The 14,991-nt window shown below is 65.4% G+C and carries 19 protein-coding genes; 13 read left to right on the top strand and 6 right to left on the bottom strand.

All coding sequences use genetic code 11. The annotated features are described in order from the left end of the window. The gene (mutY, locus tag K2Y56_RS04150; protein ID WP_292505425.1) at window positions 1-1,302 is read right to left on the bottom strand and encodes an A/G-specific adenine glycosylase; all 1,302 of its coding nucleotides are present in this window, start codon (window positions 1,300-1,302) and stop codon (window positions 1-3) included. Between the two features lie 30 nt (window positions 1,303-1,332). Here mutY and K2Y56_RS04155 point away from each other — a divergent pair, with 30 nt between their 5' ends. The 10 genes from K2Y56_RS04155 to K2Y56_RS04200 all read left to right on the top strand — a co-directional run bounded on the left by K2Y56_RS04155 (window position 1,333) and on the right by K2Y56_RS04200 (window position 8,342). Next, window positions 1,333-1,713: a TM2 domain-containing protein gene (locus K2Y56_RS04155; protein ID WP_366848225.1), complete on the top strand. Its 381-nt coding sequence runs from the start codon at window positions 1,333-1,335 to the stop codon at window positions 1,711-1,713. A gap of 79 nt (window positions 1,714-1,792) precedes the next feature. After that, complete coding sequence (locus K2Y56_RS04160; RefSeq protein WP_292505427.1) at window positions 1,793-2,284, top strand: DciA family protein; 492 nt, start codon at window positions 1,793-1,795, stop codon at window positions 2,282-2,284. 612 nt (window positions 2,285-2,896) lie between these two features. After that, window positions 2,897-3,559 carry a thioredoxin domain-containing protein gene (locus tag K2Y56_RS04165; protein WP_292505430.1) on the top strand — a complete coding sequence of 221 codons (663 nt, stop codon included), beginning with the start codon at window positions 2,897-2,899 and terminating at the stop codon, window positions 3,557-3,559. A 225-nt stretch (window positions 3,560-3,784) separates the two neighbouring features. Then, window positions 3,785-4,159, top strand: a complete 375-nt coding sequence (locus K2Y56_RS04170) for an AtpZ/AtpI family protein (protein ID WP_292505432.1) — start codon at window positions 3,785-3,787, stop codon at window positions 4,157-4,159. An 82-nt stretch (window positions 4,160-4,241) separates the two neighbouring features. Further along, window positions 4,242-4,997, top strand: coding sequence for a F0F1 ATP synthase subunit A (locus K2Y56_RS04175; RefSeq protein WP_292505437.1), 756 nt, complete (start codon window positions 4,242-4,244; stop codon window positions 4,995-4,997). An 86-nt stretch (window positions 4,998-5,083) separates the two neighbouring features. Then, window positions 5,084-5,311: a F0F1 ATP synthase subunit C gene (locus K2Y56_RS04180; RefSeq protein ID WP_018044493.1), complete on the top strand. Its 228-nt coding sequence runs from the start codon at window positions 5,084-5,086 to the stop codon at window positions 5,309-5,311. A 110-nt stretch (window positions 5,312-5,421) separates the two neighbouring features. After that, window positions 5,422-5,985 carry a F0F1 ATP synthase subunit B' gene (locus K2Y56_RS04185; RefSeq protein ID WP_292505440.1) on the top strand — a complete coding sequence of 188 codons (564 nt, stop codon included), beginning with the start codon at window positions 5,422-5,424 and terminating at the stop codon, window positions 5,983-5,985. A gap of 73 nt (window positions 5,986-6,058) precedes the next feature. Then, window positions 6,059-6,544: an ATP F0F1 synthase subunit B gene (locus K2Y56_RS04190; protein WP_292505695.1), complete on the top strand. Its 486-nt coding sequence runs from the start codon at window positions 6,059-6,061 to the stop codon at window positions 6,542-6,544. Window positions 6,545-6,645: 101 nt separating this feature from the next. Beyond that, the gene (locus K2Y56_RS04195) at window positions 6,646-7,572 is read left to right on the top strand and encodes an ABC transporter ATP-binding protein (protein ID WP_292505445.1); all 927 of its coding nucleotides are present in this window, start codon (window positions 6,646-6,648) and stop codon (window positions 7,570-7,572) included. Window positions 7,573-7,580: 8 nt separating this feature from the next. Then, a complete protein-coding gene (locus K2Y56_RS04200) occupies window positions 7,581-8,342 on the top strand; it encodes an ABC transporter permease (protein WP_292505697.1) in 762 nt (253 codons plus the stop codon). 9 nt (window positions 8,343-8,351) lie between these two features. Here K2Y56_RS04200 and K2Y56_RS04205 read toward each other — a convergent pair whose 3' ends face one another. Beyond that, a complete protein-coding gene (locus K2Y56_RS04205; RefSeq protein ID WP_292505447.1) occupies window positions 8,352-9,116 on the bottom strand; it encodes an alpha/beta fold hydrolase in 765 nt (254 codons plus the stop codon). A 101-nt stretch (window positions 9,117-9,217) separates the two neighbouring features. Here K2Y56_RS04205 and K2Y56_RS04210 point away from each other — a divergent pair, with 101 nt between their 5' ends. Continuing rightward, complete coding sequence (locus K2Y56_RS04210; protein ID WP_292505449.1) at window positions 9,218-10,048, top strand: FkbM family methyltransferase; 831 nt, start codon at window positions 9,218-9,220, stop codon at window positions 10,046-10,048. 27 nt (window positions 10,049-10,075) lie between these two features. On the opposite strand, the gene K2Y56_RS04215 is transcribed toward K2Y56_RS04210, so the two are convergent. Further along, window positions 10,076-10,495, bottom strand: coding sequence for a cupin domain-containing protein (locus tag K2Y56_RS04215; RefSeq protein WP_292505452.1), 420 nt, complete (start codon window positions 10,493-10,495; stop codon window positions 10,076-10,078). Between the two features lie 58 nt (window positions 10,496-10,553). Continuing rightward, entirely contained in the window at window positions 10,554-11,264 is a 711-nt protein-coding gene (gene sfsA / locus K2Y56_RS04220; protein WP_292505455.1) for a DNA/RNA nuclease SfsA, read from the bottom strand. 93 nt (window positions 11,265-11,357) lie between these two features. On the opposite strand from sfsA, the gene K2Y56_RS04225 reads away from it, so the two are divergent. Beyond that, complete coding sequence (locus K2Y56_RS04225; protein WP_292505457.1) at window positions 11,358-12,116, top strand: molybdopterin-binding protein; 759 nt, start codon at window positions 11,358-11,360, stop codon at window positions 12,114-12,116. Window positions 12,117-12,195: 79 nt separating this feature from the next. Beyond that, window positions 12,196-13,050: a formate/nitrite transporter family protein gene (locus tag K2Y56_RS04230; protein ID WP_292505460.1), complete on the top strand. Its 855-nt coding sequence runs from the start codon at window positions 12,196-12,198 to the stop codon at window positions 13,048-13,050. Between the two features lie 73 nt (window positions 13,051-13,123). On the opposite strand, the gene K2Y56_RS04235 is transcribed toward K2Y56_RS04230, so the two are convergent. Then, complete coding sequence (locus tag K2Y56_RS04235; protein ID WP_292505462.1) at window positions 13,124-14,329, bottom strand: prolyl oligopeptidase family serine peptidase; 1,206 nt, start codon at window positions 14,327-14,329, stop codon at window positions 13,124-13,126. A 291-nt stretch (window positions 14,330-14,620) separates the two neighbouring features. Continuing rightward, the gene (locus K2Y56_RS04240; RefSeq protein ID WP_292505464.1) at window positions 14,621-14,800 is read right to left on the bottom strand and encodes a hypothetical protein; all 180 of its coding nucleotides are present in this window, start codon (window positions 14,798-14,800) and stop codon (window positions 14,621-14,623) included. Window positions 14,801-14,991: the final 191 nt, after the last annotated feature.

Consider the following 14,991-nt stretch of genomic DNA (forward strand, 5'->3'; position numbering starts at 1 on the left):
TCAGGTACGGCGTCCCCTCGCCTTCGATCGCCTGCGGGCCGGTATGGACGAGGGCGACTCGACATTGCGCTCGTCGGGTTCATCGCCGTCGGAGACCGCGACTGCGAGCCTCTCGCGTGGCTTCGGCTTCGGCACCGAGCGAACTGGGCTCACCGCCTCGGCCGTCTCAATGACGAGGAGCGGAGCCTCGCCGGGCTCGCGCCTCGGGCGGCTCCGCGCGGCCTTGATCGGTTCGGGTTTCGGATCGAAGGCGTGGGCGATCACCTTGAGCATCACGCCGGGCAACGGCTCGCTTTCGAGGTCGCGCCTCGGCGTGAATCGCATGCCGGCCGGGACGCTCGTCGACAACCCGACACGGGCGGTAAACACGGTCAGTTCAAGCGGAAAATGCGTGAAGACGTGGCGCACCCGGCCCGGAAGACGCTTCCAGCGCGCATCGAGGGGCGCATCGAGGAGCGCCTGGGCCGGATCATAATCAGGCGTCCACGCGCTCGTCGGCGTCTCGGCCATCGCGCCAAGCAACCCCTCGGAGGGACGGGTCCGTAATAGAATCGCCTCGTCGCCGGTTCGGATCGCCACGAAGGCTGCCCCGTAGCGTGCGACGCCCGGTACCTTCTTGAGCTTTCGTGGAAACGTCTCCTGCATTCCGATGGCGCGGGCACGGCACGGAATCATCCACGGGCAGAGGGCGCAGGCCGGGCGCTTGGGCGTGCAGATGGTGGAGCCGAGATCCATCAGCGCTTGCGCGAAGTCGCCCGGACGCTTCTCCGGGACGATCTCCTGCGTCAGGGACCGGATCGCCGGCCGAGCCGCGGGGATCGGCGTTTCGATGGCGAAGAGGCGGGTGACGACCCGCTCGACGTTGCCATCGACAGCCGCCTCGGGCCTGTCGAACGCGATTGCCGCGATGGCGCCCGCGGTGTAGGCGCCGATGCCGGGCAGCTTGCGCAAGCCGTCGAGGGTATCGGGGAACGCCCCGGCCGCAGCCACCGCCTTAGCGCAGGCATGAAGGTTCCGCGCCCGGGAGTAATAGCCGAGGCCGGCCCAGGCCGACATGACGGCCTCCTCGGGTGCCTCCGCCAAGGCCTCGATGTTCGGAAAGCGGTCAAGAAACCGCGCGAAGTAGGGCTTCACCGCAGCAATCGTGGTCTGCTGAAGCATCACCTCGGACAGCCAGACCCTATACGGGTCGGGCGTCTCTCCGGCGAGAGCCCGCCACGGCAGCACGCGGCGGTGCCGGTCGTACCAGGCGAGAAGATCGGGGGCCTGGGGCCGGGATGTCGACGCGTCGGGCGCTGTCATGCGGGTCGGTCCATACGCCGAGCCGGGGACGTGTCCAAGCGCGCCGCGGACATTCTCGGACACCTTATCGACCACCGCGATACCGACGTGCTACCGGAGCTTGGCCGATCGAGAGCAAGGGCCGCCACAATGATCACCACCCAGGATCGCATCCTGATTGAGGCGAGGATCACGAACGAGGCGCCGAACACCGTGCTCGCCTACGCTCTGTGGTTCTTTCTCGGCTTCCTGTCCGGCCACCGATTCTATCTCGGACGCCCCGTCTCGGCGATCCTGCAGATACTGTCCTTCTTCATCCTCATCGGCTTCCTCTGGCTGCTGATCGACGCCTTCCTGATCCCGGGCATGGTCCGAGAGAAGCAGGCCGCTCTCCGCGACCGCCTGACCGCCGAGGTCATGGCCAGCACCTGAAGACACGGAGAGGAAGGCGTCGGCACGCCGGCCTCGTCATGATAGGGTCCGACATCGATCGAGGCCGGAAGGGGGGCGCATGGCGCGGGTCAAGCCGCTCGCCGAGTTGATCGAGGCCTGTGTCGGCAAGGCCTTCGCCGCGCAGGGCTTCGCATCAACCGACATTATCGCCGTCTGGCCGGATATCGTCGGCGAGCGCTTGGCGCGCTTCTGTCAGCCGCTGAAAATCGAGTGGCCGCGCGGCAAACGTACGATCGAGGCGGGACGGCCCGAGCCCGGGACTCTGATCGTGCGTGTCGAAGGAGCTTTTGCCCTCGAACTTCAGCACCTCGTTCCGGTGGTGATCCAGCGGGTGAACGCCCATTACGGATGGGCCTGCATCGGCAGGATCGTCATGCGGCAAGGCCGAATCGAGCGCGCGGCACGGCGGCCGGCGCCTGCCTCGGTCGATCCCATTCTCCACGGCCAAGTCAGCGCCGCAGTCTCACTTATCGAGGACGAGGCCTTGCGCGACGCCCTCGACCGTCTCGGCGTCGCGGCCGTCGCGACGCCGCACACGGCGCGTCGTTGAGGACCTGATCAGCGGCTTGACGACATGACAATAGACCGATGCGGATCACTCCGGTGCCAACGGCTCGGCGTCGAGACGATACGTAGGTTTTGCTACAGCTTTCCCACTTTCGCCGGACGCATGACTGCATGGATCCGATCGCATATGCGCGCAGAGAATAGGAGGCATGTATCTTTGGCCGCCAAATGCATCAAATTCAATGCAGTCGATTATTCGCTTCGCCCTCTTCGGTTCTGTAGAAATGAAATCGGTCCTCAGGAAGAATTGATTTCATGTCTCAAGGTCAAGTCGTCCACGCATCGGATATTTTATACAGCGCACGACAATCAGCTGCTTTTCGAGCGCTTCGTGACTCCGACTACGCCGAGTGGTGCAGCGATTGCGGCGACTCCGTCGATCTCTGCGAGTGCCGGCCGCCGGATGATCCCCGCCGCGCCGCCGCAGTGACCGCCATGCTCGGCTGGTAATATCGAGGAGCAAAATCACTCCCAAATCGATCGTGGACCGGCGCGGCGCATCGAAGCGGCGTCACGCCTGACGCCTTGTCAGATCATGCTGGGGATTCTACCGCAGGCCGATGAACTGGATCTGCGAGCGGAGCCCGTCGAAATCATGATCACCCGTCGCGACGCCATCAAATATGCCGGTCTCGCCGTCGGAGCGGCGGCCATCCTTCCGCGCCTGACCCTCGAGGCCCTGGCGCAATCGGCGCCTGCCGCCGACCTCTCGACCCTGATGGATCCAGGTCCGCTCGGCGATGTCTGGCTCGGTCCGAAGGACGCCAAGGTGACGATCATCGAGTATGCATCGATGACATGCTCGCACTGCTCCGCTTTCCACCGCGTCACCTGGCCGGCGCTCAAGGAGCGGTACATCGACACCGGCAAGGTCCGCTTCACCCTGCGCGAGTTCCCGCTCGACCCGCTCGCCACCGCGGCCTTCATGCTTGCCCGATGCGACGGCGACGCGAAATACTATCCGATCACCGACCTCCTCTTCGACCAGCAGGCGTCATGGGCTTTCGTCCAGAAACCGCAATCGCCGGTCGACGCGCTCGAGCAGTTGCTGCGTCAGGCCGGCTTCTCGAAGGAGAAGTTCGAGGCCTGCCTCAAGGACCAGAAGCTCTATAATGCCGTGAACGCAGTGAAGCAGCGCGGCCTCGACACCTACAAGATCGATTCGACTCCGACCTTCTTCATCAACGGCGAGCGCTTCAAGGGCGAGATGTCGATCGAGGGAATGGAAAAGGTCATCAAGCCGATCCTAGGCGCCTGATCCTCGTCGCGAGGCTGTGGCCCTAGCCGCGCAAAGGTGTTGGGCGGCCACAGCGGGAAGGCTTTCTCTTACCGGCTCCGGAAGTCGGATATTTTCGAACTGGATCAGTGGCTTAAGGCGATCGTTCGGCGCCTTGACACTCAAGATGGGCGAAACTATGTTGCGCCGCGCTTGAGGGGGCGCACCGGCTGGTTCCCCTCGCTCTCGTCAACGTGAGTTATCGCCGTGAGCGGCAACGAACCAAGCGACGGGCGGGGGACATCTCCGGATACGGCAAGAGACGACGACCTCGCCAAGAGGCTCAAACGTCTTGAGACGCAGATCGAGCGGAAGCAGCCTCGTGCTGATCCCGCCCTTTCGTCGCGTCCCGGTTCTTCGAACGGGCCTTCGCCCCTCGGCCAAGCGATGCGGCTCTCCACGGAGTTCATCGCGGGCGTCCTGGCGGGAGGCATTCTCGGCTGGATGTTCGATCATTACCTGGGGACGAAACCCTGGGGTTTGATCTTCTTGCTGATGCTGGGCTTCGCGACCGGCATCTACAATGTCATGCGCGTCTCGGGATCGCTCTCGAAGCCGCAGACGAAGAAACGGGATCCTTGACGGGAACCGGATCGTCGCCGCATGGCGGCTCGACCATGGCGGGCGCGTTACGCGCCGGGTTTGTAGAAGGACGGGAGCGGCAATGGCCGTAAAGATGGATCCGATCCACCAGTTCGAGCTTAAGCCGCTGGTCTCGTTCGGTCATATCGGAGGCCAGGAGATCGCCTTCACCCAGTCGGCCCTCTATATGTTCGCGGCCGTCGGCATCATCGCGCTGCTCACCATCGTCGCCACAGCGAACCGATCGGTGGTGCCGGGCCGGATGCAGTCGGTGGCCGAGATGTTCTACGAGTTCATCGGCTCGACCCTGCGCCAGTCCGCAGGACACGGCTCAGAGCGGTTCATGCCGTTGATCTTCTCGCTGTTCATGTTCGTACTCGTGCTGAACATGCTCGGCATGGTGCCGTATGCGTTCGCTGTGACGAGCCACATCATCGTCACCTTCGCGCTGGCGCTCCTCGTGATCACCACCGTGATCGTCTATGGTTTCATGGCTCACGGCACTGGCTTCCTGAAGGTTTTCGTGCCGTCGGGCGTGCCGGGCTGGCTGATGCCGATGATCGTCGCGATCGAGATCGTTTCGTTCATCTCGCGCCCGATCAGCCTCGCAGTCCGTCTGTTCGCCAACGTGTTGGCCGGCCACATCGCCTTGAAGATCTTCGCAGGCTTCGTGCCGGCGCTCTTGGCCGCAGGCGCCTGGGGGGTTATCTCGCCCCTGCCGCTGGCCCTCAGCGTCGCGGTCACGGCTCTCGAATTCCTCGTCGCCGGTCTGCAGGCCTACGTCTTCGCGACGCTCGCCTCGATCTACCTGAGCGACGCCCTCCATCCCGGCCACTAAAGGCCGGGTTTTCTCTCCGTCCCCGGTCCGCGTCGCGGCCGGATTTTGTCCACGCAACGAACTGAACCGACCTCAGGAGCACTTTGATGGATCCCTTAGCCGCCAAGTACATCGGCGCCGGCCTGGCCTGTCTCGGAATGGCGGGTGCCGCCATCGGCCTCGGCAACCTCTTCGGCCAGTTCTATGCCGGTGCACTGCGCAACCCGTCGGCTGCCGACGGCCAGCGCGGCAACCTGCTCCTCGGCTTCGCCTTGACGGAAGCGCTCGGCATCTTCTCGCTGCTCGTCGCGCTGCTGCTGCTGTTCGCCGTCTGATCCTAGATCAAGGCGATCCAGCCGATATCCGGCGGGGCCGGTCCACCTTCGGGATGGATCGGCCCGCCGACTTCAAGACCCCTGCGCTGAAGACGTGAGAGAAGGACGACATGGCTCAGCCGGCCCAGAATACCGCCCCCAACGATGCTATCGTCCAGGTTCCTCCGTCCGAGCACGGCGGTGGCTTTCCGCCCTTCGAGAGCCACACGTTCCTGGCTCAGTTGATCTGGCTGGCCCTGGCCTTCGGGCTGCTCTACTACCTCATGGACAAGGTCGCTCTGCCCCGCATCCAGGGCATCCTGAACGACCGCGCCAACCGCCTTTCCAAGGACCTCGATGAGGCCCACCGCATGAAGGCCGAGGCCGAGGCCGCGGGTGCCGCCTATGAGAAGTCCCTGAACGACGCGCAGGGTAAGGCGCGCGCCATCGCTCAGGAGACGCGCAATTCCCTCTCCCAGGAGACGGATGCCAAGCGCAAGGCGCTGGAGGGCGAACTCAACGCCCGCATCGCGGATTCCGAGGCGACCATTCGCTCCCGCAGTGCCGAGGCCATGGGGAACGTCCGCGGCATCGCCAGCGAGACTGCCGCTGCGATCGTCGAGCGCCTGACCGGCCAGACGCCCGACCAGGCGTCCCTCGACCGCGCCCTCGACAAAGCCGCGACGGCGCACTGACCGAACTAAAATCGCTTCACGCCGCATCTGCTTCGAGTCAGTGGATGCCGAGTAAACTGGGACGACGAACATGCTGTTGGAAGCGGAATTCTGGGTCGCGGCCGCGTTCGTGCTGTTCATGGTCGTGGTCTGGAAGGTCGGCGGCTTCAAGCAGCTGACCGGAGCCCTCGACAGCCGCGCCAAGCGCGTCCGCGCCGAACTCGACGAGGCCCGGCGTCTTCGCGAGGAAGCGGCCAGCGTGCTCGCGGACTACAAGCGCCGCAGCTCGGACGCCGAGCGTGAGGCCGAGGCGATCATCGCGACTGCGCGGGCGGAAGCCGAGCGCATCGCCGCCGAGAGCCATGAGCGCCTGAACGACTTCATCGCCCGCCGGACGAAGTCGGCGGAAGCCAAGATCGCCCAGGCAGAGGCCCAGGCCACGGCGCAGGTTCGCGCTGCTGCGGCCGACACCGCCGTCAAGGTCTCCGAGGTGATCCTGAAGGAGCGCATGCAGGGTGATGCCGCGCAGGATCTCGTGCGCCTGAGCCTCGGCGAGGTCAGGAACCAGCTGCGCGCCTGAGGTGTCCGGGCGCACGTGAAAGCCGCCTTCGGGCGGCTTTTTTGTTGCTCGCTCTCGGGACGCGCCTAGATCGATCCGCGCCACGTCGCCCCGGAGAATCGATGCCGCCGGTCATCTCGATCGCCAAACTTTCCAAAGTCTACGGCACCGGCCACCAGGCCTTGAGCGAGGTCGACCTGGAGATCCGCCGCGGCGAGATCTTCGCGCTGCTCGGCCCCAACGGCGCCGGCAAGACGACGCTGATCAACATCGTCTGCGGGATCGTGACGGCGAGTTCGGGCCGCATCCTCGTGGACGGCCACGACATCGCGACGGATTACAGGGCGGCACGCAAGGCGATCGGCCTCGTACCGCAGGAACTGACCACCGACGCCTTCGAGACGGTCTGGGCGACGACGAGCTTCACCCGCGGCCTGTTCGGGCTCAAACCGAACCCCGCCCATATCGAGCGCGTGCTCCGCGACCTCTCCCTCTGGGACAAGCGGGACAGCCGGATCATGACGCTCTCGGGCGGCATGAAGCGCAGGGTGCTCATCGCCAAGGCCCTCAGCCACGAGCCGCGCATCCTCTTCCTCGACGAGCCCACCGCTGGCGTCGATGTCGAGCTGCGCCAGGACATGTGGCGCCTCGTGCGCGGCCTCAGGGACCAGGGCGTGACCGTCATTCTCACGACCCACTACATCGAGGAGGCCGAGGAGATGGCCGACCGCGTCGGCGTCATCGCCAAGGGCCGGATCATCCTCGTCGAGGAGAAGGTCGAGCTGATGCGCAAGCTCGGCAAGAAGCAGCTCATCCTCCAGCTCCAAGCGCCGCTCTCCGCCGTGCCCGAGGCGCTCACCCATCATCACCTCGAACTCGCCGCCTCCGGCCGGGAGCTCACCTACACCTACGATACACAGGCCGAAGGAACGGGCATCGCGAACCTGCTCGCCGACTTCGCGGCTGCGGATATCGAGGTCGGCGACCTCTCGACACGGCAGAGCTCGCTCGAGGACATTTTCGTCGACCTCGTCAGGACCAGCGCATGATGGCGGGAATGAACTGGCCGGCGGTCCGGGCGATCTACCTGTTCGAGATGGCGCGCTTCTGGCGCACCGCTCTCCAGAGCATCGTCGCCCCCGTGGTCGCGACCTCGCTCTATTTCGTCGTCTTCGGTGCGGCGATCGGCTCCCGTGTCACGGCCGTCGATGGCGTCGCCTACGGCGCCTTCATCGTGCCGGGCCTGATGATGCTCTCGCTCCTGACCCAGAGCATCGCCAACGCCTCCTTCGGCATCTACTTCCCGCGCTTTGCCGGTACGATCTACGAGATCCTGTCGGCGCCGGTCTCGCCCGTCGAGATCGTGTTCGGCTATGTCGGCGCGGCCGCCTCGAAGTCGATCCTGATCGGGCTCATCATCCTGGCCACCGCCGCTCTGTTCGTGCCGCTGCATATCGAGCACCCGGTGATGATGGTGGTGTTCCTGCTCCTCACCGCCGTCACGTTCAGCCTATTCGGCTTCGTCATCGGCCTCTGGGCCGACGGATTCGAGCGGCTGCAGCTCATTCCGCTCCTAGTGGTGACGCCGCTGACCTTTCTGGGGGGCAGCTTCTACGCCATCGACATGCTGCCGCCGTTCTGGCGGACGGTGAGCCTGTTCAACCCGGTCGTCTACCTGATCAGCGGCTTCCGCTGGAGCTTCTTCGGCAAGGGCGACGTCAGCCTCGCGGTCAGCCTCGGCATGACGCTCCTGTTTCTGGTGGTCTGCCTCGCCGCTGTGACCTGGATCTTCAAGACGGGCTATCGGCTGAAGAGCTGATCGGCTCCATCACGGCCGTTCCGCCAGGAACGCCAGCACGCCCTGGCGGTGGCCCTTGTCGCCGACCGCCGTGCTGTGGTCGCGATTGGGCAGATCGAGCGTCTTCGCGTTCGGCATCAGCGCGGCGAGGGCCAGGCCCGAGCCGGCGACGGTGTCGAGGCTGCCGACCGTCACCAGGGTCGGCACCTCGATCTGCGAGACCTCCGCCCGCGACAGGGTCTGGCGCGAGCCGCGCATGCAGGCGGCGAGCGCCCTGAGATCGCTCCGCGTCTGCTCGGCGAAGGTGCGGAAGGCCGCCGCCGTCGGGTTGGGAGCCGGCGTGCCGGGCGGTGCCTCGAGCGCCTCCGAGATGCCGCTCGGCAACCCCTTGCCCTCGACCAAGTGCAAACCGAGGCCGCCGAGAAGCAGGGATCGGACTCGGCTGGACTCGTCGAGGGCAAGATAGGCAGCGATACGCGCGCCCATCGAGTAGCCCATCACGTCGGCCCGTTCGATGCTGAGATGGTCGAGGAGCCGGCGGGCATCGCCGGCCATGATGTCCGAGCCGTAGGCATCCGGATCGTAGAGCTTCTGGCTCTCGCCATGGCCGCGATTGTCGAGGGCGACGACCCGATGACCGGCTTGGGTGAGGGTCTTCACCCAGAGCGTGTTGACCCAGTTGACCGCGTGGTTCGAGGCGAAGCCGTGGATGAGGAGGATCGGGTCGCCGCTTCCGCCCGTGGCCGGCACGTCGACGAAGGCGATGGATACGCCGTCGGAATCGAAACTCTGCATGGTCCGGATCAATCCCCGTCTCGGGCTAGGCGTTCATCCTGCGAGATCGTCCCGGTCACCGCGCTTGCCCGCGGCCTTCGCGGCTGGCATCACCCGGCGCGATGAAGAACGACACTCCCTTCGGGACTTACGCTCCCGCCGGCCTCGTCGCCAGCCTGATGGCGAGAACCGCCAGGATCTCCGGCGAGAGCTGGAGCGGCCGGCGCCTCGCCCTCTTCCTGCGCCGGATCGGCATCACGCTGCTGCGCGGACGTCCCGCCGATGTCGAGCGCTACGGCGCCAGGATGCGGCTGCACCCCTACAACAACAACTGCGAGAAGAAGGTGCTGTTCACGCCGCAATTCTTCGACCCCGAGGAGCGCGAGTTGCTCAAGGAGCGGCTGCCCCAGGGCTGCACCTTCCTCGATGTCGGGGCGAATATCGGCGCCTACGCTCTGTTCGTCGCCGCGCTCGCCGGGCCGAAGGCCCGCATTCTCGCCGTCGAACCGCAGCCGGACGTCTTCGACCGCCTCACCTACAACATCGCCCAGAACCCGTTCGGCACGATCAAGGCGGTCGCCTGCGCCATCGCCGACAAGGCCGGCGAACTCACCCTGTTCGTCGATCCGCGCAACCGCGGCGAATCGAGCCTCAAGATCGTGGGGACCAACGAGAGCGCGCAGATCCGTGTGCCGGCGGTGACGCTGCTCGGCCTGGCGGAGAGCGAAGGCATCACCCGCATCGATGCGATCAAGCTCGACGTCGAGGGCGCCGAAGACCTGATCCTCGAACCCTTCCTGCGCGAGGCGCCCAAGAGCCTCCATCCGGTCCTGATCCTGGTCGAGAACGGGACCGACCAGTGGCAGATCGATCTCAGCGCGCTGCTCGAAGGACACGGCTATCGCCGTATCGCCACGACCCGCCTCAACCTGATCTTCGAACGTGGCGAGTGACGGCCGGCTCCTGTCGCCACGACAGGCTCAAGCCTTTCGCTCCATCGCCTCGTCGAGTTCGGGCAGCAGCACGACGCTCTCCTGCTCGTTCGGATCGGTGCGGGCGATGACGGCGATGCAGGGTACGCTGTCGCTCGGATTGTAGGGCAGGTGCGGCACGCCGGCAGGGATGTAGAAGAAGTCCCCTGCCCTCACCATCGCGTGGTGTTCGAGACGTGTCCCGTACCAGCATCCGGATTCGCCGCTGAGCACGTGGATCGCGCTCTCATGCGCCTCGTGCTTGTGCGCCTTCGCCTTCACGCCCGGCGGAAGGGTGACGAGTTGCATGTGCAGTCCCGTGGCGCCGACGGTCTCGGCCGAGATCGCCACGGCGTAGTCGAGGCCCTGCTTGCCGGTGAAGGAAACGCCAGGCCGCACGAGGCGGCAGGTGGGACGGGAATCGCTCATCGCTCTCCTCCTGTTTCAGGAAAAGATCGGCTCCATCGCGTTCCCATACAAGCGGACATCATCCCTCGACCGGGATCTCCTCCGCAACGACGATGGACTCGGGCGAGACATCGCAGCGATAGGCGTGGACCTCCACGCCCGCCTCGCGCGCCCGTTGGAACGCCCGATCGAAGGCCGGGTCGAGGTCGCGGGCCACGTCGAAGCGATCGGCCTGCATCTGCACGACGATGATCACCACCGCCTGGCCTCCCTCGACGACCACCTGCGCCAGGTCGTCCATATGGCGGGCACTGCGGGCGGCGACGCAATCCGGGAACTCGGCGAGGCCTGGCCGCCGCATGAGGTGACAGTTCTTGACCTCGACATGGCAGGGCCCGAGCCCGTTGCCTTCCGCCAGGAAGTCGACCCGGCTCGCCGCTGCATAGCGGACTTCCGGCCTCAAGCGCTCGTAGCCCGAGAGAGGCGCGAGGAGCCCGGCCTGAAACGCTTCCGCCACCAGGGCGTTCGGCCGCATCGTGTTGATGCCGACCCATTGCGGCCCGCCCGGCAGATCCGCCTCGACGAGTTCCCACGAGAAGCCGAGCTTGCGCGCGGGGTTGGTGGAGGCCGACAGCAGCACCCGGCTGCCCGGGGCGACGAGCCCGAGCATCGCGCCGGGATTGGCGCAATGGGCGGTTACCTCGCTTCCGTCCGTGAGGATGATGTCGACGAGGAAGCGCTTGTAGCGGCGCACGAGCCGCCCTTCGATCATCGTGTCAGGCAGGCGCATCGGGAACGGGCCGCAAAGGATCGGGGATGAGCGAGGCCATAGCCAGCGTCCACCCTGCGCGCTAGGTCGATCATTGTGAATGCAAGGCTACCGATGACCAATCAGACCGCTCCCATCGTCACCGCCGCCCTCCTCGTCATCGGCGACGAGATCCTGTCGGGGCGCACCAAGGACAAGAACATCGGCACGGTCGCCGACTATCTCGGTGCGATCGGGGTCGACCTGCGCGAGGTTCGCGTCGTGCCGGACGAGGCGGAGGCGATCGTCGAGGCGGTGAATGCGCTGCGCGCCCGATACACCTACCTCTTCACCACCGGCGGCATCGGCCCGACCCACGACGACATCACCGCCGACTGCGTCGCCGCCGCCTTCGGCGTGCCCATCGACGTCGATCCGCGCGCCAAGGCGATGCTGCTCGAACGGCACAAGCCGGAGGATCTCAACGAGGCGCGCCTGCGCATGGCGCGCATCCCGCAGGGCGCCGACCTCGTGCGCAACCCGATCTCCAAGGCGCCGGGTTTTCGCATCGGCAACGTCTTCGTCATGGCCGGCGTGCCGGCGATCATGCAGGCGATGCTCGACGAGATCGGACCGACCCTCGAGACAGGCACCAAGGTCATTTCCGATACGATCGAGGTCGGGAACCTCCCGGAGGGAACCTACGCCTCCGATCTCGGCATCATCGCCAAGGCGCACGAAGCCGTCTCGATCGGCTCCTATCCGTCGATGACGCCGAACGGCTTTGCCAACCGCATCGTCGTGCGCGGACGGGACGCAGAAGCCGTCGCCAGCGCCCGGGAAGCCATCGGAACCCTCGTGGCGCGGCTGCGGGACGGAACCGCGACAGGGTAACGCGCTTGCTCTCCGAAGCGGCCTAGCACCGCGAAGGGGACCGCCGGCGCCTCGATAGATCCGGCGTGAGGAAACGCCGATGAGCGAGGACGGGCCCACTCCGGAGAAGAAGCAGGAACACGACGAGTCGGTGGCCGAGGTCGTCCGCCCCGACGCCTTCGTTCTTCACGAGGTGATCCGCAAGGAAGGCGACGAGGAGTTGCGGCGCCACGGCGGCGCCCTGTTCCTTTCGGCCCTGGCGGCGGGGCTGACGATGGGCTTTTCGCTGATCGTTCCAGGGGTCCTCAAGGCGCATCTGCCGGAAGCGAAATGGGTCCAGCTCATCGTCGGGATGGGCTACGCCACCGGGTTCCTCATCGTCGTGCTCGGCCGCCAGCAGCTCTTCACCGAGAACACGCTGACGCCGATCCTGCCGCTCCTGCACGACCGAACCGCCAAGACCCTGGCCCGAGTCGGCCGGCTCTGGGGGATCGTGCTCGTCGGGAACATCGTCGCGACCGCGCTCATCGCCGCTGTTCTGGCCTATTCGGACGCCTTCGAGCCGGAGGTGCACCGCGCCTTCGCCGAGATCAGCCGCCACGCCGTGGCGTCATCCTTCGGCACGACGGTCGTGAAGGCGGTCTTCGCGGGCTGGCTCATCGCCCTGATGGTCTGGATGCTCCCCGCCACCGGGTCGGCGGCTCCCTTCATCGTCATCCTAATGACCGGCCTCGTCTCGATCTGCGGTCTTGCCCACATCGTCGCCGGGTCGGTCGATACTTTCTACCTCGTCTTCACCGGCGAAGCGTCGATGAGCGATTATGTCTGGCGCTTCTTCATCCCGACGCTCGTCGGCAACGTCTTCGGCGGAACCGCCCTGGTGGCGGTGCTCAATTTCGGTCAGGTGGCACCGCAGGTGGAGGAGAAGAAGGCGGTGAAAGGCCGCTCGACATGAGCCGTCGCGAGGTTGTCCATCGGCCTGAACCGAGGACACAGCAGTTGCGACGCTTCAGCCCGAGGTCATCCGCTCACTCGGTGTCGAACCAGTCCTTCCACTGCGGCACGGCCTTCGCGAACGTCCCGCGATGCGTGGTCGGCCCCGTCGAGACCGCCTTGACCCGATCGTTGCCGAGCGCGAGCTGATAGGTCATCGGAAGTTGCCCCAGTTCGGTCCGGATCGCTTCGTCGGTCTCGCCGTAGAAGGTGCGCACGGGCGTCCGAAGAACCCACCGGTAGGCCTGCGTCTCTGCGACCAGCCGGCCATAAGCCGAATTCGCAAAGTAGTGCGGGTCGAAATAATTCGCGCGAACCAATCTGCGCAGATCGGTCGGGATACTGGCCGGGTCGATCGGCTCGCGTGCATAGGCCTTTCGCGATGTCTCGCAGTAGGCGTCGTTCAGCACCGATCGCGCCAAACCCGGGATGCCATAATACGTCTCGAACGAGAATGCCGACAGGATGAAGAGCGTCCCGACCCAGGACGCATCGATCTTGCGCGGGAAGTTGAGGAACCCGTTAAGCGCGACGAAGACGTCGGCCGGCGCGCTCGCGGTAGCAGCCGCCGTCACGGGCATGCCGATGCCTTCCAGTTTTTCGAGCATGGCGAGGGTGACGAAACCGCCTTGCGACCAACCGGACAAAAAGAGCTTGCTCGCCGAGAGCTTCAGGTCGTCGAGCACGGCTCGGCTGGCGAGCACCATGTCGTAGGTCGCCTGCTGGTGGCTGCCTTTGACCATGTAGCCTTCCGATTCCGGCGACGAGCCGAGGCCGAAATAGTCTGCGCCGATCACTAGGTAGCCCTGTCCGGCGAATTGGGCGATCATGAGCTGCGTTTCGGGCGACTGATCCGGGAAGGAAGGCACCTCCTGTTTCCCGTAGACGGTGCCGTGCTGATAGGAGACCATCGGAAAGGCGGTCCCCGTCGTGTCGGGTACCGCCAACAGCCCGCTCGCGACGGTCGGTCTATTGCCCTGCTCCGGGATCACCGAAGGATACGTCACCCTGTAGAGCCGCACGGCATTTCTGGCCGGCGTGTAGGCGACCGCGATTCCCGCGAATGCAGGGGTGTCGACGGACAGGATTTGGTTCAGCTTGTCGACGTCCCAGCGCCCCATCGACTCGTACTGCACGCCCGAGGCGACACGCACCGGTCCATTCTGAGCGTGCGTGGCTCGGCATCCGAAAAATGCCGTAACCGCGACGAGAAGCGCGACGATGCGAGTCAGGAACAGCATGACGACTCTTGGGACGAGGGAACGCCAGGGCGATGAAACCCGTCGCATGGTCTATTCCGACGGGCAGGTCGCGACTGTCTCCTTTTGCCGTTAACATTTGCTGCTTTGCCGTCGGTGTGGACCAGCTTGTTCGTGTCCTATCGACCGAAAGAATTGTCTCTGGATTCGAACAATGTCCGCGGCGAAGTCCGGCTGCTCTGCGGAGCTCATGAGGGCTCTACCCGCGAGGCGGGGCATGTTCGATCGATCCGCCTCCAAACGACGAGGGAAAGACCGTCCGGCTTGCCGCCGCTAAACCTTCGCCACGGGCTTTGCCCTCACCGCCGCAGCGAGGGCCTTGAGCTGGCGGTTCAGGTCCGCCAGCTCGTTGAGAGCAATCGTTTTATGACCGTCTTTCACGGCGCGTTCGATGTCGCTGACATGGACGCTGGCCATGCGCTTCAGCTCGGCGGCGAGTTGATCACGGGTCATCGGCGCTCCTGTCGGGATGGCGGGGAATGCTCATCTCGATAGGGCAACAGGCTTAACCGGGTGTTGTCGCGTCGCCACCCGCCGCCGGGGTTAGGGCGAAATGGTCTCTTATCGCAGGTCATCTCCCGCGGACGTTCGCACGTAGAGCGAGGAGTGTTGCTAATCAGGCATAGGGTAGTGGCGAAGTAGAG

The sequence above is a fragment of the Methylobacterium sp. genome, from assembly GCF_019745455.1.
Taxonomy (GTDB): domain Bacteria; phylum Pseudomonadota; class Alphaproteobacteria; order Rhizobiales; family Beijerinckiaceae; genus Methylobacterium.